Origin of the sequence: Mycobacterium sp. SMC-8 (genome assembly GCF_025263565.1) — a bacterium.
Taxonomy (GTDB): domain Bacteria; phylum Actinomycetota; class Actinomycetes; order Mycobacteriales; family Mycobacteriaceae; genus Mycobacterium.
This window is the reverse complement of the sequence record NZ_CP079865.1, coordinates 842,247-865,063: the sequence shown is the minus strand read 5'-3', so window position 1 is coordinate 865,063 and position 22,817 is coordinate 842,247. Positions and strand designations below refer to the sequence as shown.

Below are 22,817 nucleotides of genomic sequence, written 5' to 3'. Positions count from 1 at the left end.
GGCGGGTTACTGCGAGACGTCGCTGGCGACTTCCTGGCCGACGTCGTGCGGCGAGATCAGGTTGAGCGGGCGGGCGAGCTGGGTCGGGGCGGTACGACCGCGCAACTCGACGATCTCGCCGACATCCCAGCACAGCGCCTCGGCGTCGAGCGCGTCGGCGACGGCGATCGACGATGCCAGCACGTGCCCGGGTTCGAGTTTGGCCAGCTCGGTGAGCCGGGCGGCCTCGTTGACGGGGTCGCCGATCACGGTGTACTCGAACCGCGCCTGCGCGCCGATGTGGCCGGCGATCGCCCGGCCCGCGGACACCCCGATACCGAACTCGGTCTCACCGAGCACCCGGATCAGTTCGTCGTGCAGCTCGCGGGAGGCCGCCAGCGCCGCCCCGGAGGCGTCGGGATGTTCGATCGGCGCGCCGAAGATGGCCAGTGCCGCGTCGCCCTGGAACTTGTTGACGAAGCCGCCGTGCCGGTTGACCGTGTCGACGACGACGCGGAAGAAGTCGTTGAGCAGGTTCACCACCTCGGCGGCGGGCCGGGTCGCGGCCAAGTGGGTTGATCCCACCAGGTCGACGAACAGCACCGCGACGTCGCGTTCCTGACCGCCGAGCTCGGTGCCCCGCTCCAGGGCCCGGCGGGCGACGTCCTCACCGACGTAGCGGCCGAACAGGTCGCGCAGGCGTTGCCGTTCGGCCAGGTCGCGCACCATGTCGTTGAAGCCGGCCTGCAGCAGGCCCAGCTCGCTGGCGTCGTAGATCTGCATGTGGGCGTTGTAGTTGCCGCGCTGCACCTCGCCGAGAGCCCAGCGGAGCTGGCGCAGCGGGTCGGCGATCGACATCGCGACCAGCACGGTGCTGGACAGCCCGATGACCAGCGCCACGATCGCCAGCAGCAGGATCGTGGTGCTCAGCCGGTCGGCGGGAGCGGTGAGCACGTCGAACTTGCTTGCGACCAGCGCCAGCAGGATGGCCAGGACCGGAACGCCGGTGGACAGCACCCACGTCAGGACCTGGCGCAGGATGACGCCCGGGGCGCGGAAGTTCTCCGGCACGCCGCCGCGCAGCGCGGCCACCGCGACCGGCCGCAGCACCCGCTCGGATTGCAGGTATCCGATGATCGCGGTGGCCGTGGCGCCCAGGCCCGTCGCGACCGCCACCACCGGCGCGGACTTGCTGGCGACCGGCCAGCTGGCCACGATGAAGACCACCGAGCCGAGCAGCCAGTTCGTCGCGCTGATCACCGACCGGTAGAACGGCATCTTCAGCGCCCGCATGCGGGCGACCTCGGTTTCGGCGGGGTCGCGGTCGCCGAGCAGCATGTCGCGGCGCTGCCAGCGCATCACCGGAATCAGCATGCGCAGGGTCAGGTACGAGGCCACGGTGAACGAGATGAACAGGTAGCCGAGGAAGATCGCCAGGTTGTAGGCGGGCAGGTCCTGCAGCTGGATGCGGTCCTCCGGCGGGAGCCCGAACCGCAGGAAGCCCAGGACCAGCAGAGCGCCGATGATGTCGGCCTGCAGCATGCCCAGCGTGAACACCGGCCACGGTGTACGCGCGACCCAGCGGACGAATGCACTGATTCGTCCCACTTCGATCGGTTCGGCGGCCACCCGAATACCGTATCGGGCTCTCCTGACGCGGAAGGGGCGTCTGGGACGGACGTGTCGGTTCGCAGCATTACTGTTATCGCGATGGCCGGGGTTTTCTCGCGACTGGTGGGTCAGGACGCTGTGGAGCAGGAGTTGATCGCGGCTGCTCGCGCGGCACGCGGTGATTCCGCTCACATCGCCGGTAACGATGTGAGCGCCGCGCTCGGGACGATGACGCACGCGTGGTTGATCACAGGTCCGCCTGGGTCCGGCCGGTCGGTCGCGGCGCTGTGCTTCGCCGCCGCGCTGCAGTGCACCTCCGACGGCACCCCCGGATGCGGCGAGTGCCGGGCGTGTTCGACCACGATGGCCGGCACCCACGCCGACGTGCGCCGCATCATCCCGGAGGGCCTGTCCATCGGCGTGGACGCGATGCGCACGATCGTGCAGATCGCTTCGCGCCGTCCCGGGACGGGCCGCTGGCAGATCGTGGTGATCGAAGACGCCGACCGCTTGACCGAGGGCGCGGCCAACGCGCTGCTGAAGGTGGTCGAGGAGCCCCCGCCGTCGACGGTGTTCCTGTTGTGCGCGCCGTCGGTGGATCCCGAGGACATCGCGATCACGCTGCGGTCGCGCTGCCGCCACGTCGCGCTGGTCACCCCGCCCGTGGAGGCCATCGCCAAGGTGCTGATGGAGGCCGACGGACTCCCGGAGCGCGACGCGGTGTGGGCCGCGTCGGTCAGTGGCGGTCACGTCGGCCGGGCGCGCCGGCTGGCCACCGACGACCAGGCCCGGGATCGACGCAAACGCGCACTCGGGCTGGCGCGGGACGCGGCGACGCCGTCGCGGGCGTACGCGGCGGCCGAGGAGTTGGTGGCCACCGCCGAAGCCGAGGCGAAGGCGCTGACCGAGGGTCGCAACGAGGCCGAGGCCGAGGAGCTGCGCACCGCGCTGGGTGCGGGCGGAACCGGCAAGGGCACCGCCGGCACCATGCGCGGCGCCGCCGGCGCACTCAAAGACTTGGAGAAACGCCAGAAGTCCCGGCAGACGCGGGCGTCGCGCGACGCGCTGGACCGCGCACTGATCGACCTCGCGACGTACTTCCGGGACGCCCTGCTGGTGGCTTCCGGTGCCACCGACGTGGCCCCCAACCACCCGGACATGGCCGACAAGGTGGCCGCGATGGCCGCGCACGCCTCGCCGGACAAGCTGCTGCGCTGCATCGAGGCCGTGCTCGAATGCCGCGAGGCGCTCGCGGTCAACGTCAAGCCGAAGTTCGCGGTCGACGCGATGGTCGGCACCGTCGGGCAGGCGCTGCGCAGCTGAGTTGGGTCGCCGGGAGGCCCTGCCGTAGACTCATCCCGCCCGACAGCGCCGCCTTAGCTCAGTCGGTAGAGCGATTCACTCGTAATGAATAGGTCGGGGGTTCGATTCCCCCAGGCGGCTCCATGTTCCACCCGCACCGCGTCGATGCGCCCGGTCCGGGGTCAGACCGGCGCGACGAACCCGACCGGGCCCGAGGCCACACACACCGACAGGGCCGCGGTGTTGGCGCTGACGGTGATCGCGTCGCCGGCGCCGGGCACCCGCACGTAGACCCGGTTGAGTCCCGGCCGTACCGGGACCCTGACGTCCTCCCCCTCCGACAGTGACACCGTGATCGAGCCGTCGCTGTTGCCCAGGTAATTCAGTTCGACCGTCCAGTCGGCGGGCAGCAGCGGTCCGTCCAGCGGCATACGGACCGGGAAATCGGGCTGCACCAGATATCCGCACTGCGGGTCGGGTCCCTGACGGATGCTGCGGACCCACGTCACCAGCGCGTCGACGAGATTCCCGTGGACATCGAGCATGCGCAGATCGGTGGTGGCCGAGGCGAACTCGGGACGGTCGGGCAGCAGCGCGAACATGTGCGAGACCAGGTTCTCCGGCCAGGCCACCCGCTGCAGCACCAGCGGGTCCACCTCCTGATCGAGCATCGGCGCGTCCGATGACGCCCGCGCCTGCGCCAACCCGGCCCGCGCGTTCTGCAGATACGGCTGCGCGGGGTTGTCACGCCAGCTGGTCAGAAAGGTCGATGTCGAGTACAGGCTGCTGGCCACGAAAACCGTTGCCGCACAAACTGTTATGACGGTTCGACGGGTGGAGTGGTCGAGCCCGCGCGGGCTCTCCCGGTTGGGCGCGCACAGCCCGACGGCGGCCAGCAGCGCCAGCACCACGACCAGATCGGGCAGGTACCGCAACGTCTGGGCCAACTCCAGCGCGGTGAACCGCGACGAGCGCATCAGATAGATCGGAACCTGACAGACCACCGCGTAGCCCGGCGCGGCCAACCACACCGGGCCGAGGCGCCGCTTGCGTGACAGCGACACCGCGACCACCGCGCCGAGGGCCAGCCAGCCGAGCACCATCACCGTCACCGGCGGCGTCGCCCACGGCGACGCCGGAGCCCACCGCTGCCAGTCCCACGGCCCGCCGACCAGACCGGGCACGATGCCGTGGGTGAAGGAGCGGGACAACAGATCCCACGTCATCGCGAGGTCGAAGCTCCACCGCTGCTGGTCGACAACCAGCAGATAGACCCCGATCCAGGCCACGGTCAGCGCGGCCGTCGCGGTCCACAGCGCCAGGCCGCGGCGCCACACCTCGCGGACCGTGGCCGTGGCCGTCACATATCCGTACAGCGCCACGACCACGAACGCGACGAACGGGATGATCGCCGACTTCTCGAAGAACAGCAGCGCACCCAGGAACACGATCGCGCCGGACCACGCGTGGCGCCGGTCTCCGGTGCGCACCAACAGGATCGCCTCGGCGCACACCCACGACATCCCGGCCAGCATCGGCAGCGAGTTCAGCCCCGCGGCCCACCACGCAAATCCGGGTACCGCCAGCGGGGTGAACAACGCGAACGTCAACGGCACCAACAACACCGGGCGCCAGCCCAGGATCACATACAGCGCGCGCAGCAGTGCCAGCGAGGCCAGCAACGCGAGGACGACCAGGCTCACTGCCGGCCAGATCCAGTTCAGCGGCGACAGGCGGGTGATCACCCCGGCGACCAGGAACGCCCCCGGCATCACGTGCCCGTCGTGGTCGTCGAAGAGGTAGCCCGGCGACCACAGCGGCTGGGTGCCCGCCCGCCCCACCAGAATGAGGTCGTCCCAGTAGAAGTAGCCGCCGAACGCCAGCACCGCCCGGATCACCAACTGCAGCGCGATCAGCGCCACCGCGGTGCGGGCGACCCAATTGTGCGCGGCTGTCAGGAGACCGCCCCGGCAGTGGGATACGCCGGCCCGGCTGCCCGGCGTGCTGACCACGCCGACGCCACCATGTCGGTCAGCGAATGCCGCATCCGCCAGTCCAGATCGCGCGCGGCCAGCTCGCCGACCGCGACGATGCGGGCCGGGTCACCGGGCCGGCGCGGCGCGACCTCAGGCTCGAAGTCGACGCCGGTCACCGCGCGCATCGTGGTCATGATCTCCCGCACCGAGGTCCCCGACCCGCTGCCGAGGTTGTAGACCGGCTCGACGGATTGCCCGTCGTCGAGGCGGCGGGCGGCCGCGACATGGGCGGCGGCGATGTCGCAGACGTGGACGTAGTCGCGCACGCAGGTGCCGTCCGGGGTGGGGTAGTCGTCGCCGTTGATCCGCGGGGTCTGGCCGCTCAACAGCATGTCGAACACCTTCGGGAACAGGTTGAACGGGCTGACATCGAATACGTCGTCAGAACCGGACCCGACGACGTTGAAGTAGCGCAGGCTGGTGTGGCGCAATGCGGTGGCGATGCCGATGTCGCGCAGCAGCCACTCGCCGATCAGCTTGCTCTCCCCGTAGGGCGACTCCGGCCGGGTGGCGGTGGTCTCGTCGACGACCTCGGTGTCCGGGGTCCCGTAGGTCGCCGCGCTCGAGGAGAACACCACCTTCTCGATTCCGGCGGCCGTGGCCGCGTCCAGCAGCGTGACCATCGCGGACACATTCTGCTGATAGGTGTGCAGCGGCCGGTGCACCGACTCGCCGGCGTACTTGTAGCCGGCGATGTGAATGATTCCGCTCACGCCGTACTCGGCCAGCGTCGCCCGCACCGCAGCCGCGTCGAGCAGGTTCGCCTGCACGAACGGCACCCCGTCCGGGACGAACTGTGCGAGGCCGGTGGACAGGTCGTCGATCACGACGACGCCCAGCCCGGCGCCGCGCAGTGCCCGCACCACATGTGCGCCGATGTATCCGGCGCCGCCGGTCACCAACCAGGTCACGGTGTCTCCTTCGTCGTCGCTCGCGGGGAATCGAGTGGTCGGTATGCCACCGTAACGAGTGCGCCCAGATGCACGGCGATGCCCAGCAGCGGACCGCACAACAGCGCCACCACCGTGCGCACCTCCAGATCGAGCGGGAGCAGCAGCAACAGCGCCGACGCCACCGTCGCGATCACCCACCCGGCGGCATAGGCGCGGTGCAGCGCCGCTGCCACAGTGGCCGCTCCCGTCAGCGTCAACAACGCGATCGCGACCGCCGCCGCGGTCAACCAGGCCAGCAGGCTGCCGTCGGCGTGGTACCGGGGCCCGAACGCCTCGCGCAGCAGCCACGGCCCGAACGCGCCAGCCAGCACGACGCCGACGGCCCCCAGCGTGGCGACCGCCGCTGACGGGGCGACGAGCGCCCTGAGCCGGTGGGCGCGCTGGTCGACGAAGTGGGCGATCAGATTGCCCTGCATCGCGGTCAGCGGGACCAGCAGCGGCCCCCGCGTCAGGGTCACCGCCAGGATCACCACTCCGCCGGCGGCGCCGAGGTCGCCGGAGGTGGCCTTGAGCAGTACCGGAAAACCCATCACCAGCACCGCGCTGGCGCCGGCCGCGGCGATCGAGTGTCCGGCGCCGCGCAGGAAGGTGACCGTCCCTCCGGGTGTCAGCAGCCGGGCCGCCGCCCGGGCGCCCGGGGACACCGGCAGCATCAGCAGCCAGGCGAACGCCCCCGCGACCGTCGCCCACAGATAACCGCCAAGGCCCCAGCCCAGCGCGAAGGTCGCCGCGGCGACCACCACCCGCAGCACCGCGTCGGCGACCATCAGCGCGCCGTACTCCGACCAGCGGTTCATCCCGGCCAGCGCGCCCAGCAGCGTGGTGTGCAGGCAGAAGCCGGCCAGGCCCGCAGTGAGCAGCAGCACGCTCAGTGTGCGCGCGTCGGCGAACACGTGACCGGACCACACCGGCGCCGTCACCGCGATCACCGCGGCGGCCCCGAGCCCGACGCCCGCGGCGACCCGCATCGGGTGGGTGCGCTTGCCGTCCGGGGCCGCCGACGGTGACCGCACCTCGCGGGTGGTCTCCTGCAGCAGCCCGAACGCGGCGCCGCTCACGAGCCCGAACGCGCCCCAGAACACCCCGAACACCGAGAACCCGGCGGGTTCGAGGTCTCGGGCCGCCAGATACAACACCGCGTAGCCGCACAGCGCCGACAGCGCCGTCGCGACCCCCACCCGGACCACGCTGCCCCGGGTGACCGCGCCGGAAGGTCCAGCCGTCGCGTCGGTCACGTCCCGGCGTCCAGCGCAGGGACCTCCGGTGTGTACAGCCACGCCGTCCACAGCGGGCGCAGCGAATCGTCGGTGTACTGGGCGGCCAGGCCTACGAAGTCGTCGGTGACGACGCTGGCGTGCCGGTACCGATTCGCCCAATCCTTCAGCAGCGCAAAGAAAGCCGTGTCGCCGAGGCGGCGGCGTAACGCGTGCAGGGTCAGCGCGCCGCGCTTGTAGACGCGGTCGTCGAACATGTCGCGCGGGCCGGGGTCGGCCAGCACCAGGTTCTGCGGAGAGTTCTTGAGCCGATCGTGGTAGTGGCGGGCCCACTGATCGGCCGTGCGGTCACCGCTGTGCTCGGACCACAGCCATTCGGCGTAGCAGGCGAAGCCTTCGTGCAACCAGATGTGGCGCCAGCGTTGCACGGTGACCGAGTTGCCGAACCACTGGTGCGCCAGCTCGTGGGCGATCAACCGCTCGGATCTGCGGTTGCCGTCGCAGTGGTTGGCGCCGAAGATCGAAATGCCCTGTGCCTCAAGGGGTATCTCGAGGTCGTCATCGGTGACCACCACGGTGTAGCCGGTGGCCAGGGGGTATGGCCCGAACAGCTTGGTGAACAGCTTCATCATCTGCGGCTGGCGGCCGAAGTCGTGGTCGAACTCCTCGCGCAGCCGGTCGGGCAGCACCGCGAACATCTCCACGCCGTTCTTGGCCATGCGGTGCCGCCCGTACATGCCGACCTGCAACGTAATCAGGTATGTCGAGGTCGGCTCGGCCTGTTCATAGACCCAGGTGGTCATTCCCGCACGGGCCCGACGGTCCAGCAGCTTGCCGTTGGCCAGCGCGAAATAGGGGCTCTCGGTGGCGATTTGGACGCGGAAGCTGGCCTTGGCGCTGGGATGGTCGTCGCACGGGAACCACGAGGACGCACCGTTGGGCTGGCCGGCGACCAGCACCCCTTCGGTGAGCTCCTCGAAACCGACCTCGCCCCACAGGGATCGGATGGGCCGCGGGGTACCGCCGTAACGCACTCCGACGGTCAACGCCGCCCCCGCGGGCAGACGGTCGCTGAGGCTGATGTGCAGCTTGCCGTGCGAGGCCCGGAACTGGGCCGGCCGTTTGCCGTTCACGGTGACCTTCGCGACCGACAGCGCGTCGGACAGGTCCAGGGTGAACGTCTTGAGCTCGGCCAGCGTGACCGCGGTGATGGTGGCCGTGCCCGAGAGCCGGTTGATCGCCACCTTGTACTCCAGCTCGAGCTCGTAGCGCGACACCCGGTAGCCGAAGTTGCCCGAGCCGGGCAGGTACGGGTCGATGACCGGCGCGGTGCCCTTCTTGGCGGCCCTCTTGCGCGCCGTCACGCGGCCGTAGACTTCTTGGACTTGGATTCCGAAGTCTCCGAACGCTTCTTGCGTGACGGCAGCCACGGTGCGATCGGATTGCCCTGCCACCGGGTCGACGGGGGCACCTCGTCGCCGCGCATCACCAGCGACGCGGGCCCGACGGTGGCGCCTGCCCCGATGCGCGCCGCCGGCAACGCGACGCAGTGCGGCCCGAGCGTCGCACCCCGATCCAGCGCCACGGTGTCCATCCGCATGATCCTGTCGTGGAACAGATGGGTCTGCACCACGCAGCCGCGGTTGACGGTGGCGCCGTCGGCCAGCGTCACCAGATCGGCCTCGGGCAGCCAGTACGTCTCACACCACACGCCACGTCCGATCTTCGCGCCCAGGGCCCGCAACCACAGGTTCATCACCGGCGTACCCGATGCCGCGCGCGCGAACCACGGTGCCGCCACCGTCTCGACGAAGGTGTCCGAGACCTCGTTGCGCCACACGAACGGCGACCACAGCGGGTGCTCGATCGCGCCGATCCGGCCCACCACAAGCCATTTCGCGAGTACGGCGACAGCTCCGGCGACCGCGCCGGCGCCCAGCAGGACCGGTGCGGTGGCCAACGCCGCCCACACCCATCCGAACGTCACCACCAGATACTGCAGCACGAGCAGCACCGCGATCCCGATCGCGAAGGTCACCACCAGCGGCACGAATCGGAACGTCTCCACGACGGCGCGCAGCACCTTCAGCCGCGCCGACGGATGGAACGTGCGCAGCGCGTCGGCCGCGGTCGGCTTGCGGCGCAACCGCACCGGCGGGCTGCCCAGCCACGACGAACCGGCCTTGGCCTTGTGCGGGGTGGCCGACAGCACGGCCACCAGACCGTCGTCGGGCACGCGGCGCCCGGGCTGGGTGATCCCCGAGTTGCCCAGGAACGCCCTTTTGCCGACGGTGGCGGGGGCGACGTGGATCCAGCCGCCGCCGAGTTCGTAGGACCCGACCATGGTGTCATCGGCCAGGAACGCGCCGTCCTCGACCACGGTGAACTTCGGGATCACCAGCGCCGTCGAGATCTCGGTGCCCTTGCCGACCTTCGCGCCGAGCAGTCGAAGCCACCACGGGGTCAGCAGACTGGCGTAGATCGGGAACAGGTAGTTGCGCGCGCCGTCCATCAGACGTTCGATCGCCCACAGCTGCCAGCCCGGGCGGCTGCGCACCGGGTGGTAGCCGTCGTCGAGCCCGACCGACAGCATCCGCACCCCCAGCACGGTGAGTACCGCGTACACCAGCAGCGCCGCCGCGGTGGCCGGCACCAGCCACAGCAGTGCCGGCCCGATCGCCGCCGTCACCGTCGCGGTGCCGCGCACACCCCAGCCGATCACGGCCAGCCCGGCGGCCAGCGCCGCCAGCGGCAACGCAGCCAGCAGCACCGACGTCACGCCGTACACGGCCACCCACAGCGGCGCCCTGTGCGGGCGGTGATCCGGCCACGGATGCCTGGCCTTGCCCGATTTCACCGCCGGCGAGCCCTTCCAGTACTGGCCGTTCTTCACCTTGCCGACCACGGCCGAACCGGGTGCGACGTCGGCGTTCTTGCCGACCACGGCCCCGGGCAGCAGCGTGGTCCGCGCCCCGACGGTCGCGTCGTTGCCGACGGTGATCGGGCCGACGTGGAACTGGTCGCCGTCGATCCAGTGACCGGCCAGGTCCACCTCGGGCTCGATGGAACAGCGGTGTCCGAGGGTCAGCATGCCCGTCACCGGCGGCGCCGAGTGCAGGTCGACGCCGTTGCCGACGCTGTTGCCCAGCGCCCGGGCGTAGTAGACCAGCCACGGCGCCCCGGCCATGTTCTCCGCGCCGCTGGCCTCGGCCAGTCGTTCGGCCAGCCACACCCGCAGATGGGTGGGCCCGCCGCGGCGGTAGGTGCCGGGTTGCAGGTTGCCGATCAGCACCCGCGCGCCGAACACCGCGATGCTCATCCGGCCCGGCGGGGTCACGAACAGCAGGAAGCCGGCCAGGATCCACCACCAGCTGACCGGACGCACCCAGTCGGCGAGGTGCAGCGCCGCCGCGGCGTTGTTGGCGACGGCCAGCCACACCATCCACTGCATGCCGGTCAGCAGCGCCAGCGGCACGGTCAGCGCCACCTGCGCGGCCTGCGTCAGCCGAGGCACCGGCGCGACCTCGCGAGTGGTGACCACCGGGGGCGGCTCCAACTCGTCGAGGTAACCGGCCAGCGACCCCAGCCGCGGATGGTCGTAGACGTCGGCGACGGTGACCTGCGGATAGTGTTGTCGCAGCGCGGCGACCAGCTGGGCAGCCGACAGCGAACCGCCGCCGAGGGCGTAGAAATCCGCCTCGGGCCCGTCGACGGGCGCCGCGAGCACCTCCCGCCACACCCCGGCCAGCCAGCCGAGCGTGCCGCCGCCCAAGTCGGTACCCTGCTCGGCATCCGCGTCGCCGACGGGCCAGGGCAGCGCGTCGCGGTCGACCTTGCCGGACGTGCGGGTGGGCAGTTCGTCGACCACCACCAGACGCGGAACCAGCGCCGCGGGCAGGGACTCCGCCAGCCGGGCCCGGGCGGTGGCGACGTCGAACTCGCCGTCCAGATCCGGGGCGACCGCGATGTAGCCGACCAGCAGCGGTGTCCCGGACGCGGTGCGCCGCACCGCCGCGGCGCCGCCGGTGACCTCGGGCAGGTGCACCAGCGCGGTGTCCACTTCGCCGAGCTCGATGCGGCGGCCGCCGACCTTGACCTGGTCGTCGGCGCGGCCGACGAAATACAGACCGTCCGGTTCCAGCCGCACCAGGTCCCCGCTGCGGTACGCGCGACTCCAATGCCCGTGTCCGGCCAGAGTGGGCATGGGCGCGTATTTCTCGGAGTCCTTGTCCTGGTCGAGATAGCGGGCCAGGCCGACACCGCCGATGACGAGCTCGCCGACCTCGCCGAGGCCGACCGGCCGGCCGTCCTTGTCGACCACGGCCAGGTCCCAGCCGGGAAGCGGCAGCCCGATGCTGACCTGCCCGCCGGAACCGTCCAGACGTGCCGCACACGCTACGACGGTCGCCTCGGTCGGCCCGTAGGTGTTCCACACCTCGCGGCCGGCCGAGTCGGGGCCGGCGGCGAGCCGCTCGGCGAGTTCGGGCGGACAGGCCTCGCCCCCGAAGATCAGCAGCCGCACCGACTCCAGTGCCTCGGCCGGCCACAGCGCCGCCAGCGTCGGCACCGTCGACACGACGGTGATGTCCCGGGACACCAGCCACGGTCCGAGGTCCATCCCGCTGCGCACCAGCGACCGGGGCGCGGGCACCAGACAGGCCCCGTGCCGCCATGCCAGCCACATCTCCTCGCACGACGCGTCGAACGCCACCGACAGGCCCGCCAGCACCCGGTCGCCCGGGCCGAGCGGATTGTCCTTGAGGAACATCTGCGCCTCGGCGTCGACGAATGCCGCCGCGCTGCGGTGGGTGACGGCCACCCCCTTGGGCGTGCCGGTCGAACCCGACGTGAAGATGATCCATGCGTCGTCGCGGGTCAGTGGCGCCGTCGCGCGCCAGCCGCGCGACGAGCCGGGCCCGCGCACCAGGCCGCGTTCGGTGATCACCGCGACCACCTGGGCCTCGGTGAAGACCAGGTCGGCGCGCTCCTGCGGATCGTCGGCGTCGACGGGCACGTACGCCGCGCCGGTGGCCAGGGTCGCCAGGATCGCGACGTAGAGCGCGTAACTGCCGGACGGCATCCGGATCCCGATGCGGTCGCCGCGGCCGATCCCGCGGGCCCCCAGCCAGGCCACGCTGTCCTCGACGTCGGCGACGAGCTCGGCGTAGGTGAGCTGCACGGTCCCGTCATCGAGCGCCGGCGCGTCGGGGTACCGGCGCGCGGTGTCGTAGAGGATGTCGATGAGCGTGCGGGGCGGGGGAGCGAACTCCGACAGCAGGTATTGAGTGGGGATCTCAGGAGTTCGATCCGCGGCCGTCACGGGTACAAACTACTCAGCGTTCGGAGTCGCCTCACGCCCCTGGGCCGCTCATTTCGCGTGTCGGGCGACCGACTGGCACAATGAGCCGCTTGGAGGGGAGTATTCCTTCGCCACGGTGTCGTCATCACGTCGTCCCACCTGGGATGACCGGTGCCGTGGGCCTACCGCCGCAGGCGGTGGTGGAAGAGACCTCCGGCGTTTGACGACGACCGGAGGTTTGATGAACGTAAGTGGTCTCGAGTGGGGCATCACGCTCACCGTGACAATCGCGATCCTGCTGTTCGACGTGATCGTGATCGGGCGTCGCCCCCACGAGCCGCCTCGGCGTGAGACGGCCACGGCCCTGACGTTTTATGTCGGCCTGGCGATCGCGTTCGGGCTGTGGACCTGGTTCTTCCACGGCAGCCAGTACGGTGTGGAGTTCTTCGCGGGCTGGCTCACCGAATACAGCCTGTCGGTGGACAACCTGTTCATCTTTCTGATCATCATGGCCAGCTTCAACGTGCCGAAGATCTACCAGCAGCAGGCGCTGCTCGTCGGCATCATCCTGGCGCTGATCTTCCGCGGCATCTTCATCGCGCTCGGCGCGGTGGCCATCAACCAGTTCTCGTGGGTGTTCTACATCTTCGGCGCGTTCCTGCTCTACACCGCGATCAAGCTGGTCAAGGACACCGACCACGACGACGACGCCGACAACGCGGTGGTGCGCTTCGCGCAGAAGCGGATGAAGTTCACCGACCAGTGGGACGGCCTGCGGTTGTGGGTGAAAGAGAACGGCCAGCGGCTGATGACGCCGATGTTCCTGGTCATCGTCGCGTTGGGTACCACCGACCTGCTGTTCGCGCTCGATTCCATCCCGGCGATCTACGGTCTGACCCGCGAGCCGTACCTGGTGTTCACCGCCAATGTGTTCGCCCTGATGGGGCTGCGGCAGCTGTACTTCCTGCTCGGCGACATGCTCAAGCGGCTGGTGTACCTTTCGCAGGGGCTGGCGTTCATCCTGGGCTTCATCGGGATCAAGCTGCTGTTGCACGCGCTGCACGAGAACGAGTTGCCGTTCATCAACGGCGGCGAGCACGTGCCGGTGCCGGAGATCCCGACACTGCTGTCCCTCGGCGTGATCGTGGTCACGCTGCTGATCACGACTGCGGCCAGCCTGTACAAGACCCGCGTGCACGACGTACGCAAGAACGGCAGCTCAAACGGGGTCTCCGAGGAGAAGGCCGTGCCGGATCCGCATCACGACCCGAGCCGCTGAGCGTGCGATTGTTGCACTCTCGCTGATCACAACGCTGGGTCGCGCCCGGCAGCGCTGGATAGCGTGGCCGGGTGCGGCTATTCGTGGCAGATGACGGTGGCGTGAGCGAGCTGACCGACGGCGACCAGCAGATCGTCCGGGTGGCGGCCAAGGACCTGCAGCACGCCCGGCGGGTGCGGGCCCGGATCCGCGCCGGCGCCGACGACGTCGCGGTGATCCTGGACGTCACCGTCGCCGTCGCAGGCGATTTCCGGTCGGCGCAGCAGGTGCTGGGTCCGGCCGATTCCGGGACGGTGCACTACGCCGGCACCGTGGACGGTCTGGCAGGACTGATCGCCGACATCGCGTCGGCGGAGGTGGCCGACGGCGTGACTCTGATTCCGGCCACTCCCCGTCAGGATCTCGGCACGGTGGGCCGCGACGTGCTCGGCCGCCTCGCCGCGCGCGATCAGCCGCGCGCGTCCTGAAGCGCGGCGTCGATCAGCGCCGCGTAGCGCACCGTGCGGGCGGTGCCGGTGGTGCCCTCGCCCATCTTGTTCATCACGTAGGCGAACGTCGCCCGCCGGTCGAGGTCCATCACCACCAGGGAACCGCCCCAGCCGCCCCACCAGCAGACGGTGCCGGCCGGGACAGCCCGCACGCGCTCGGGCGTGGGCAGGCCGAATCCGATGCCGAAGCGCAGCGGCACGAACAGCACCTGATCCATGCCGTGGGACTGTTCGGTGAAGATCAGCTCGATGGTGCTCGGGCCGAGCAGCCGGACCCCGTGCGCACTGCCGCCCAGCGAGACCGGAGTCAACGCACGGACCAGCCCGCGGGCGTTGCCGTGGCCGTTGGCGCCGCCGATGTCGGCCCGTCGCCACGCGTCGGTCTCGGCGTGGGCCACGCCGTACGCGCCGGGCGGGAACGCCGCGAACGTCCTGACCGCCGGGTGGTCGGGCGGCAGCTTGCCCACGCCGCGGTCGCGCGGTGGGGGGCGACCAACTCGGCGATACGGGACGCGTCCTCGGGCCGCGCCCCGATCTGCACGTCGGCCGACAGCGGCGCCGCGATCTGCTCGGCGACGAAATCCTTCAGTGTCGTGCCGGTGATACGGCGCACCAGCTCGCCGATCAGGTGGCCGTAGTTCATGGCGTGGTAGCCCGACGCGGTCCCCGGCGGCCACCACGGCGCCTGCGCGGCCAGGTGCGCCGTCGCCGTGGCCCAGTCGTAGATGTCCTCCACCCCAAACGGTGTCTGCCACCCCGACACCCCGGACGTGTGGGACAGCAGGTGGCGCACCTCGATGCTGGCCTTGCCGTTGGCGGCGAACTCCGGCCAGTAGCGGGCGACGGGGGAGAAAGGGTCGAGTTCGCCGCGGTCGACGAGCATCAGCGCCGCCAGCGCGGTCAGCGTCTTGGTGCAGGACCAGAAGTTGACGATCGTATCTTGTTGCCAGTCAACGGTTTTCGCCCGGTCGGCGTGGCCGGCCCACATGTCGGCGACCAGTTCGCCGTCGACGTCGACGGCGATCGACGCCCCGAGCTCCTCCCCGGCGGCGACCTCGTCGGCCAACGCCTCGGCCAGCGCGTCGAAGCGGGGATTCCAGCGGCCGGACACCTCACCCATGGCAGAGACATTAGGCGCACCCGCCGGGCCTGGGGCGAGCTCACCAGTTGTCGTAACCGCCCTCAGGGCCCAGCATGCGCTCGAGCCGGGTCCGGTTGATCCGCGCCAGCTCGTTGCGGACCACCTTGCGTTCGGTCTCGTAGTCGTTGTGTAGCCGGTCCCGCATGGTCTCAAGAACCACGTCGGCGCCGTAGCCGTTGATGAACATCACGAAGCCGAACCCGAAATGATTGAGGTACTTCTTCGACGCGGTCGCGAGTTCGGCCATCACCTCGGGACGTTCGTCGGTGATCGCACACTGCTCGGCTTGGGACTTCTCGCTGCCCGGCCGTCTGCCCACGTCCGGGTAGGCCTGCAGGATCGAGTCGATCGACTCCTCGCTCAGCCCGAACAGCAGGGTGTCGGCGAAGCGGAACAACCGGTCGTGGGTGTCGAACGGCCGGGCGCGGGCCAGGTCGGCGGCCAGCGGCACGCTGTAACAGCATTCGAAGACCGCGTGGACGGCGCGGCGCATCGGAAGGGCGTTGAAAGCGTCCAGCCCGATCCCCTGATGCAGCAACACACCGCAATGATCGGCCGGTCAAGCGGCGCAGGCGTTACACCGTGTTACAGCCACGCAAATTCGCGCAGGGGCGCCGCCACACCTGCGCGAGCAGACACAAAATCGCACGAAATCGGGTCCGATGGTGCGAGTTTGTGTCTGCTCGCGAGGGGGAGGTCAGTGCCCTTCGGCCTTGAAGCGCTCGATCGAGCGCTGTACCTCGGCCTCGGCCTCCTCGCGGCCCACCCAGTCGGCGGCCTTGACGAACTTGCCCGGCTCCAGGTCCTTGTAGTGCACGAAGAAGTGCTTGATCGCGTCGAGCTCGAAGTCCGACACGTCGCCGATGTCCTGGATGTGGTCCCAGCGGGGATCGGCGAGCACGCACAGCACCTTGTCGTCGCCGCCCTTCTCGTCTTCCATCCGGAACATGCCGACGGGACGGGCCTCGACGATGCACCCCGGGAACACCGGCTCGGGCAGCAACACCAGCGCGTCCAACGGATCGCCGTCCTCGCCGAGGGTGTCCTCGATGTAGCCGTAGTCCGTCGGATAGCCGAACGAGGTGAACAGGTAGCGGTCCAGCTTCACCTTGCCGCTGTCGTGGTCCACCTCGTACTTGTTGCGGGAACCCTTCTGGATCTCGATGAGGACATCGAACTGCACGCCGTGACTCCTACTGTGCTGGGGCGGGGGCGTCGGCTGACGACGCGGGTTAACCCTAAACGAGGGATACGCTGCTCTACAGGGGTGGCTCGGCCAGACGATCGAGATCAGGAGAAACATGCGGCCCACGCGGTGGCGGCGATCCACGTATGTGGTCGTCGGGGCGGTGGTTCTGCTGCTCGTCGTCGTGGTCGTCGCTGCCGCCGCGTTGGTGGCCACCCGGCAGGGGGCCGACCAGGTCGCCGTCGAGCCGGCGCCCGCCCCGGCGACCGCGGCACCGGCCGTCGAACCGGTCTCGGATTCCGCCGACAAACCCACGCCTGAGGGCCTGACCCGCGCGCTGCGCGAGGTGCTGGCCAATCCCGATCTGGGCAGGTTCACCGGACGCATCACCGACGCGCTGACCGGTGAGCAGCTGTGGGCGCAGGGCGCCGGGGTGCCGATGCAGCCCGCGTCGACGAACAAGCTGCTGACCGCGGCCGCAGCGCTGCTGACCCTGGACCGCGACGTCAGGTTGACCACGCGCGTGCTCTCCACGACGCCGGGCGTGGTGGTGCTCGTCGGCGGCGGCGACCAGACCCTGTCGGCCGCGCCCCGCAACGTCGACACCTGGTATCGCGACGCGGCGCGGATCGTCGATTTGGCCGACCAGGTGCGCCGCAGCGGCGTCGACGTCACGACCGTCCAGGTCGACGTCAGCGCCTACACCGGACCGACGATGGCACCCGGCTGGGACCCGCTGGACATCGACGGCGGCGACATCGCGCCGATCGAGTCGATCATGCTCGACGGTGGCCGGACACAGCCGGTGAGTGTCGAATCGCGGCGGTCCAGGACACCGGCGCTGGACGCGGGCCGGGCGCTGGCCGTGGCGCTGCGGCTCGATCCGGCCAAGGTCACGGTGACGACCTCGGCGTCCCGCGGCACCGAGATCGCATCGGTGCAGTCGCCGCCTCTGATGCAACGGCTGCGCGACATGATGAACTTCTCCGACAACGTGATGGCCGAATCGATCGGCCGCGAGGTCGCCGCCGCGACTGGTGAGCCGCAGAGCTTCGCCGGCGCGTCTCGCGCAGTGCTGGGCGCCCTGGAAGACGCCGGTATCGACACCGCCGGCGCGCGGCTGCTGGACTCCAGCGGTCTGTCGGTCGACGACCGGCTGACCGCCGAGACGCTCGACGAAGTGGTGCAGGCCGCGGCGGGTGACGACGAGCCCGCGCTGCGCCCGCTCGTGGACCTGCTGCCCATCGCCGGAGGCAGCGGCACCCTGTCCAACCGGTACCTCGACAGCGAGGACGGCCGCGCCGCAGCGGGATACCTGCGGGCCAAGACGGGCTCGCTGACCGGCACCAACTCACTGGCCGGGATCGTGACCGGAGAGAGCGGGCGGGTGCTGACCTTCGTGCTGCTGTCCAACGACGCCGGCCCGACGGGGCGCACCGCACTCGACGCGTTCGCCGCGACGCTGCGGACCTGCGGATGCCGCTCATGAGCGCGGCGTCGAAGTCCGGGCTCACCGTCGGTCGCGCGGTGGACTGGAACCTGGCCGCCTCCCTCGGCGGCAAATTGGCCCGTCCTGAGCCGCCGGCCACCGAGTACACCCGCAGGCAGGTCGTCGACCAGCTCGCCGAGGCGGCCCGCGCCTCCGAGCTGCCGGTGCGGGAGACGACCGGCCTGATCGAGGGCGGCGAGATCCCCGAGGCGCGGGTGGTCAACCGTCCCGAGTGGATCCGCGCTGCGGCGCAATCGATGCGGGTGATGACAGGCGGGCAGGGCGACGACGTCAGACCCCACGTGCTGACCGGCCGCATCGCCGGCGCGCAGACCGGGGCGGTGCTGGCCTTCGTGTCATCGGGGATCCTCGGCCAGTACGACCCGTTTGCGGCCGGCGGCGGCGAACTGTTGCTGGTGTACCCGAACGTGATCGCCGTCGAGCGTCAACTTCGGGTGCTGCCCAAGGACTTCCGGATGTGGGTGTGTCTGCACGAGGTCACCCACCGGGTGCAATTCCGGGCCAATCCGTGGCTGGCCGACCACATGTCGAAGGCGCTGGCGGTGCTGACCGAGGACGCCGGCGACGACCTGCCCCAGATGGCGGGCCGGCTCGCCGAGTACGTGCGTGACCGCCGCACCAAAGCCGATGAGCAGGAACCGAATTCGGGTGGGATTCTCGGTCTTCTGCGGGCCGTGCAATCCGAGCCGCAGCGGCAGGCGCTGGACCGTCTGCTGGTGCTGGGCACCCTGCTCGAAGGGCACGCCGAACACGTGATGGACGCCGTCGGCCCTGCCGTGGTGCCGTCGGTGGCCTCGATCCGGCACCGGTTCGATCAGCGCAGGCAACGCAAACAGCCACCGCTGCAACGACTGCTGCGCGCACTGCTGGGTGTCGACGCGAAACTGAGTCAGTACACCAGGGGCAAGGCGTTCGTCGACCACGTGGTGGGCAGGGTCGGTATGGCCCGCTTCAACGCGGTCTGGACCGACGCCGAAAGCCTGCCGCTGCCCACCGAGATCGACGAACCGCAGCGATGGATCGACAGGGTGCTGTAGCCGCGCTGCGCACCGCGCTGACCGGTTTCCTCGGTGACCATCCCGACGTGTCCGGGCCGTGGTGCGTCGCCTTGTCCGGCGGCCCCGATTCGCTGGCTCTGACGGCGGTCGCGGCGGCTGTGCGGCCGACCACGGCGTTGATCGTCGATCACCGGCTGCAGCCGGATTCCGACCGCGTCGCCACGACAGCGCACGATCAGGCGCTGAGCCTGGGATGTGTTGGGGCACAGGTACTCCCGGTCGACGTCGACACGCACGGCGGTCCGGAGGGGGCGGCCCGCGCCGCCCGGTACGCCGCGCTCGACACCGCTCGGCACGGCGCGCCGGTACTGCTCGCGCACACGCTCGACGACCAGGCCGAGACTGTGCTGCTCGGTCTGGGCCGGGGCTCGGGCGCCCGCTCCCTGGCAGGGATGCGCCCCTACGACCCGCCGTGGTGCCGGCCGCTGCTGGGGATCCGGCGCGAGGTCACCCACCGGGCGTGCGACGAGCTCGGCCTGCCCGCGTGGCAGGACCCGCACAACAGCGACCCCCGCTACACCCGGGTGCGGCTGCGCGCCGAGGTGCTTCCGCTGCTGGAGGACGTGCTCGGCGGCGGCGTGGCCGAAGCGCTGGCCCGCACGGCCACCGCCCTGCGTGAGGACACCGATGCCCTCGACAACCTCGCCGCGCAGACCTTCGTCGCCGCGGGCGGCGCCGGCCTGCCCGTCGCCGCGCTGACGCCGCTGCCCGCTGCGGTGCGGCGCAGGGTGATCCGGCGCTGGCTGCTCGCAGGGGGCGCGTGCGAGCTCACCGACAAGCAGATCCGCGCCGTCGACGCGCTGGTCACCGACTGGCGCGGGCAGGGCGGCGTGGCGGTGCCCGGCGGAGTTCCCCGCGAACGGTTGTTCGCCGGCCGCCGCCGCGACGTGCTGACCCTGTACCGCGAACCGGTCGCCGAGCGGCACCGCTAGGCTGTGGGCGTGCCTGCGCATGCTGCGGACTTGTATCCCGGGGACATCAAATCGGTGTTGCTGTCGGAAGAACAGATCAAAGCCAAGACCGCCGAGATGGCCGCGCAGATCGCCGTCGACTATGAGGTGTCGGGATCCGGCCAGGACCTGCTGCTGATCACCGTGCTCAAGGGCGCGGTCATGTTCGTCACCGATCTCGCTCGGGCGATTCCGGTGCCCACGCAACTGGAGTTCATGGCCGTCAGCTCGTACGGCTCGTCGACGTCGTCGTCGGGTGTGGTCCGCATCCTCAAGGACCTCGACCGCGACATCAACGACCGCGACGTGCTGATCGTCGAGGACATCGTCGACTCCGGGCTCACGCTGTCTTGGCTGCTGCGCAACCTCGCGACGCGGCGGCCGCGGTCGCTGCGGGTGTGCACGTTGCTGCGCAAACCCGACGCGGTGCGTGCCGACGTCGACATCCAGTACATCGGGTTCGACATCCCGAACGAGTTCGTCGTCGGGTACGGCCTCGACTACGCCGAGCGCTACCGCGACCTGCCCTACATCGGCACGCTCGATCCGAAGGTCTACGAGAACTCCTGAGCGCAGAATGCAGGCATGGCCGAGACCGCGTTACGCATCTGCCCGCTCTGTGAAGCGACCTGCGGTCTGACGCTGACCATCGACGACGGACGGGTCGTCGGTGCACGCGGCGACCGGGACGACGTGTTCTCCGCCGGCTTCATCTGTCCCAAGGGCGCGAGCTTCGGTGGGCTCGACAACGACCCGGACCGGTTGAGTGCCCCTCTTGTCCGCCGGGGCGGCGTGCTGACCGAGGCGACGTGGGACGAGGCGTTCGCCGCCGTGGCCGAGGGCCTCGGCGCAGCGGTGCGCGACCACGGCGGGGCATCGGTCGGGGTGTATCTGGGCAACCCGAACGCCCACACCGTCGCCGGTGCGCTGTATCCGCCGCTGATCATCCGCGCGCTCGGCACCAGGCAGGTCTATTCGGCGAGCACGCTGGACCAGATGCCCAAGCATGTGTCGCTCGGGCTGATGTTCGGCAGCCCGGTCGCGTTCACCGTCCCCGACCTGGACCGCACCGACTACCTGGTGGTGATCGGCGCCAACCCGCTGGTGTCCAACGGAAGCCTCGCCACCGCGGCAGATTTCCCGGGCAAGCTGCGCGCACTACGCAGACGCGGTGGACGGCTCGTCGTGATCGACCCGGCCCGCACCCGTACCGCCGAACTGGCCGACCGGCATCTCGCGCCGCGGCCGGGCACCGATGCTGCGCTGCTGCTGGCCGTGGTCCACGTGCTGTTCGCCGAGCATCTGGTGGATCTCGGCGCAGTCTCCGAGTACATCGCAGGCGTCGACGAAATACGCACTCTCGCAGCAGATTTCGATCCGGAGGAGGTGGCCGGGTACTGCGGCGTGGCCGCCGAGGACATCCGGATCCTGGCCCGCGAGCTGGCGGCGGCGCCGACGGCGGCGGTGTACGGACGGATCGGCACCTCGACCGTCGAGTTCGGGACGCTGGGCAGCTGGCTCGTCGACGTCGTCAAATGTGCTGACCGGCAACCTGGACCGGCCGGGAGGCGTGATGTTCCCGCTGTCCCCGGTGGCGCCCGCGCCGCGCGGCCACCGGCCGGGCCGGGGCTGGCGCACCGGCCGCTGGCACAGTCGGGTGTCCGGTCACCCGGAGGTGCTCTCCGAACTGCCGGCCGCGGCCCTGGCCGAGGAGATCGAGACCCCCGGCGACGGGCAGATCCGCGCGATGATCACCATCGCCGGGAACCCGGTGCTGTCGGCGCCGAACGGCGACCGGCTCGACCGGGCGCTGGCCGGGGTGGACTTCATCCTCTGTGTCGACCCGTACCTGAACGAGACCACCCGGCACGCCGACGTGATCCTGCCGCCCCCGCCGCCGTCACGTAGCCCGCACTTCGATTTCGCGCTGAACAACCTGGCTGTCCGCAACAACGCCCGGTACTCCCCGCCGGCGCTGCCGCTCGACGGCAGGCCCGACGAGGCCGAGATCCTGTCGCGGATCGCGCTGGTGCTCTACGGCGCCGGTCCCGGCGCCGACCCGGATCTGGTCGACCAGCAGGTGATCGCGGCGACCCTGGCCAAGGAGAGTGCCGACGCCGGATCCCCGGTGGCCGGGCGAGCCGTCGAGGAGCTGACCGCGATGCTGGCCGACGGCCCGGGTTATGAACGCCGCCTGGACATGATGCTGCGGCTCGGCGCCTACGGCGACGCGTTCGGTGCCCGGCCCGACGGCCTCACCCTGGAGAAACTCAAGGACGCCCCGCACGGCATCGACCTGGGGCCGCTGCAGCCGCGGCTGCCGGAGGTGCTGCGCACCCCGTCCGGCAGGGTCGAGCTCGCGCCGCCGCAGCTGATCGCCGACGCCGCGCGGCTGCGCGCCGCGCTGGGCCGGCGCGGCGACGGGTTTGTGCTGATCGGCCGCAGGCACCTGCGCTCCAACAACAGCTGGATGCACAATCTGCCGGCGCTGGCCGGGGGCAGCAACCGCTGCACGCTGAGGATGCACCCCGACGACGCCGCCGAGCTCGGCGTGACCGACACGGCCGTCGTGAAGGGGCCCGGCGGTGAGCTGGTGGTGCCGGTCGAGATCACCGACGGGATCCGGCGCGGGGTGCTGTCCCTGCCGCACGGCTGGGGTCACGACCGTGACGGCACCGGCCAGCGGCTGGCCGCCGAGGCGCCCGGAGTCAACGCCAACCAGCTCAACGACGGATCGGCGCTGGACCCGCTGTCGGGTACCGCCGTGCTCAACGGCATCCCGGTGGTGGTCGGGCCCGGTCAGGGCTGAGG

General features: G+C 70.5%; 15 protein-coding genes, 1 tRNA gene and 2 pseudogenes. 9 read left to right on the top strand and 9 right to left on the bottom strand.

Translation table 11 applies throughout. The features are described from left to right. Positions 1–6 precede the first annotated feature (6 nt). On the bottom strand, positions 7–1,608 hold the full coding sequence (locus KXD97_RS04280; protein WP_260755615.1) for an adenylate/guanylate cyclase domain-containing protein: 1,602 nt from the start codon (positions 1,606–1,608) through the stop codon (positions 7–9). Between the two features lie 81 nt (positions 1,609–1,689). Between KXD97_RS04280 and KXD97_RS04275 the strand changes: the two genes are divergently transcribed. Then, a complete protein-coding gene (locus tag KXD97_RS04275) occupies positions 1,690–2,913 on the top strand; it encodes a DNA polymerase III subunit delta' (protein WP_260755614.1) in 1,224 nt (407 codons plus the stop codon). Between the two features lie 47 nt (positions 2,914–2,960). Further along, positions 2,961–3,036, top strand: a tRNA-Thr gene (locus KXD97_RS04270). A gap of 38 nt (positions 3,037–3,074) precedes the next feature. On the opposite strand, the gene KXD97_RS04265 is transcribed toward KXD97_RS04270, so the two are convergent. The 5 genes from KXD97_RS04265 to KXD97_RS04245 are packed head-to-tail and all read right to left on the bottom strand — an operon-like array spanning position 3,075 to position 12,415. Further along, positions 3,075–4,850, bottom strand: coding sequence for a hypothetical protein (locus KXD97_RS04265; RefSeq protein ID WP_260757833.1), 1,776 nt, complete (start codon positions 4,848–4,850; stop codon positions 3,075–3,077). After that, a complete protein-coding gene (galE, locus tag KXD97_RS04260; protein ID WP_260755613.1) occupies positions 4,847–5,839 on the bottom strand; it encodes a UDP-glucose 4-epimerase GalE in 993 nt (330 codons plus the stop codon). Before galE ends, KXD97_RS04265 begins: the two co-directional genes overlap by 4 nt. Next, on the bottom strand, positions 5,836–7,116 hold the full coding sequence (locus tag KXD97_RS04255; RefSeq protein ID WP_260755612.1) for a hypothetical protein: 1,281 nt from the start codon (positions 7,114–7,116) through the stop codon (positions 5,836–5,838). Before KXD97_RS04255 ends, galE begins: the two co-directional genes overlap by 4 nt. Continuing rightward, positions 7,113–8,459 carry a M1 family metallopeptidase gene (locus KXD97_RS04250; protein ID WP_260755611.1) on the bottom strand — a complete coding sequence of 449 codons (1,347 nt, stop codon included), beginning with the start codon at positions 8,457–8,459 and terminating at the stop codon, positions 7,113–7,115. Before KXD97_RS04250 ends, KXD97_RS04255 begins: the two co-directional genes overlap by 4 nt. Then, positions 8,456–12,415: a Pls/PosA family non-ribosomal peptide synthetase gene (locus tag KXD97_RS04245; RefSeq protein WP_260755610.1), complete on the bottom strand. Its 3,960-nt coding sequence runs from the start codon at positions 12,413–12,415 to the stop codon at positions 8,456–8,458. The genes KXD97_RS04250 and KXD97_RS04245 overlap by 4 nt, the downstream gene beginning before the upstream one ends. A gap of 220 nt (positions 12,416–12,635) precedes the next feature. Here KXD97_RS04245 and KXD97_RS04240 point away from each other — a divergent pair, with 220 nt between their 5' ends. Together KXD97_RS04240 and KXD97_RS04235 are read left to right on the top strand one after the other, a co-directional pair. Next, positions 12,636–13,673 (top strand): TerC family protein, encoded by a 1,038-nt coding sequence (locus tag KXD97_RS04240; RefSeq protein WP_260755609.1) that lies wholly within the window; start codon positions 12,636–12,638, stop codon positions 13,671–13,673. Between the two features lie 71 nt (positions 13,674–13,744). After that, positions 13,745–14,140 carry a hypothetical protein gene (locus tag KXD97_RS04235; RefSeq protein WP_260755608.1) on the top strand — a complete coding sequence of 132 codons (396 nt, stop codon included), beginning with the start codon at positions 13,745–13,747 and terminating at the stop codon, positions 14,138–14,140. Here the strand turns inward: KXD97_RS04235 and KXD97_RS04230 are convergent. The 3 genes and pseudogenes from KXD97_RS04230 to KXD97_RS04220 all read right to left on the bottom strand — a co-directional run bounded on the left by KXD97_RS04230 (position 14,122) and on the right by KXD97_RS04220 (position 16,485). After that, a pseudogene (locus KXD97_RS04230) lies at positions 14,122–15,281 on the bottom strand (serine hydrolase domain-containing protein). The gene KXD97_RS04235 and the pseudogene KXD97_RS04230 overlap by 19 nt on opposite strands. A gap of 40 nt (positions 15,282–15,321) precedes the next feature. Next, positions 15,322–15,843: a 2-oxo-4-hydroxy-4-carboxy-5-ureidoimidazoline decarboxylase gene (locus KXD97_RS04225; protein WP_260755607.1), complete on the bottom strand. Its 522-nt coding sequence runs from the start codon at positions 15,841–15,843 to the stop codon at positions 15,322–15,324. Positions 15,844–15,999: 156 nt separating this feature from the next. Next, positions 16,000–16,485, bottom strand: a complete 486-nt coding sequence (locus KXD97_RS04220) for an inorganic diphosphatase (protein WP_260755606.1) — start codon at positions 16,483–16,485, stop codon at positions 16,000–16,002. 118 nt (positions 16,486–16,603) lie between these two features. Here KXD97_RS04220 and dacB point away from each other — a divergent pair, with 118 nt between their 5' ends. The 5 genes and pseudogenes from dacB to KXD97_RS04195 all read left to right on the top strand — a co-directional run bounded on the left by dacB (position 16,604) and on the right by KXD97_RS04195 (position 22,815). Next, complete coding sequence (gene dacB / locus KXD97_RS04215; protein WP_260755605.1) at positions 16,604–17,977, top strand: D-alanyl-D-alanine carboxypeptidase/D-alanyl-D-alanine-endopeptidase; 1,374 nt, start codon at positions 16,604–16,606, stop codon at positions 17,975–17,977. Further along, complete coding sequence (locus KXD97_RS04210; protein ID WP_260755604.1) at positions 17,974–19,035, top strand: zinc-dependent metalloprotease; 1,062 nt, start codon at positions 17,974–17,976, stop codon at positions 19,033–19,035. Before dacB ends, KXD97_RS04210 begins: the two co-directional genes overlap by 4 nt. Next, positions 19,014–19,988, top strand: coding sequence for a tRNA lysidine(34) synthetase TilS (gene tilS, locus KXD97_RS04205; RefSeq protein WP_260755603.1), 975 nt, complete (start codon positions 19,014–19,016; stop codon positions 19,986–19,988). The genes KXD97_RS04210 and tilS overlap by 22 nt, the downstream gene beginning before the upstream one ends. A 3-nt stretch (positions 19,989–19,991) precedes the next feature. Then, positions 19,992–20,576 carry a hypoxanthine phosphoribosyltransferase gene (hpt, locus tag KXD97_RS04200; RefSeq protein ID WP_260755602.1) on the top strand — a complete coding sequence of 195 codons (585 nt, stop codon included), beginning with the start codon at positions 19,992–19,994 and terminating at the stop codon, positions 20,574–20,576. 15 nt (positions 20,577–20,591) lie between these two features. Beyond that, a pseudogene (locus KXD97_RS04195) lies at positions 20,592–22,815 on the top strand (molybdopterin-dependent oxidoreductase). Positions 22,816–22,817: the final 2 nt, after the last annotated feature.

Excerpts from the sequence above, each read along its gene's own strand:
- KXD97_RS04275 (WP_260755614.1), top strand. The coding sequence starts at position 1,690 with ATGGCCGGGGTTTTCTCGCGACTGGTGGGTCAGGACGCTGTGGAGCAG.
- KXD97_RS04240 (WP_260755609.1), top strand. The coding sequence starts at position 12,636 with ATGAACGTAAGTGGTCTCGAGTGGGGCATCACGCTCACCGTGACAATC.
- dacB (WP_260755605.1), top strand. The coding sequence starts at position 16,604 with ATGCGGCCCACGCGGTGGCGGCGATCCACGTATGTGGTCGTCGGGGCG.
- KXD97_RS04210 (WP_260755604.1), top strand. The coding sequence starts at position 17,974 with ATGAGCGCGGCGTCGAAGTCCGGGCTCACCGTCGGTCGCGCGGTGGAC.
- tilS (WP_260755603.1), top strand. The coding sequence starts at position 19,014 with ATGGATCGACAGGGTGCTGTAGCCGCGCTGCGCACCGCGCTGACCGGT.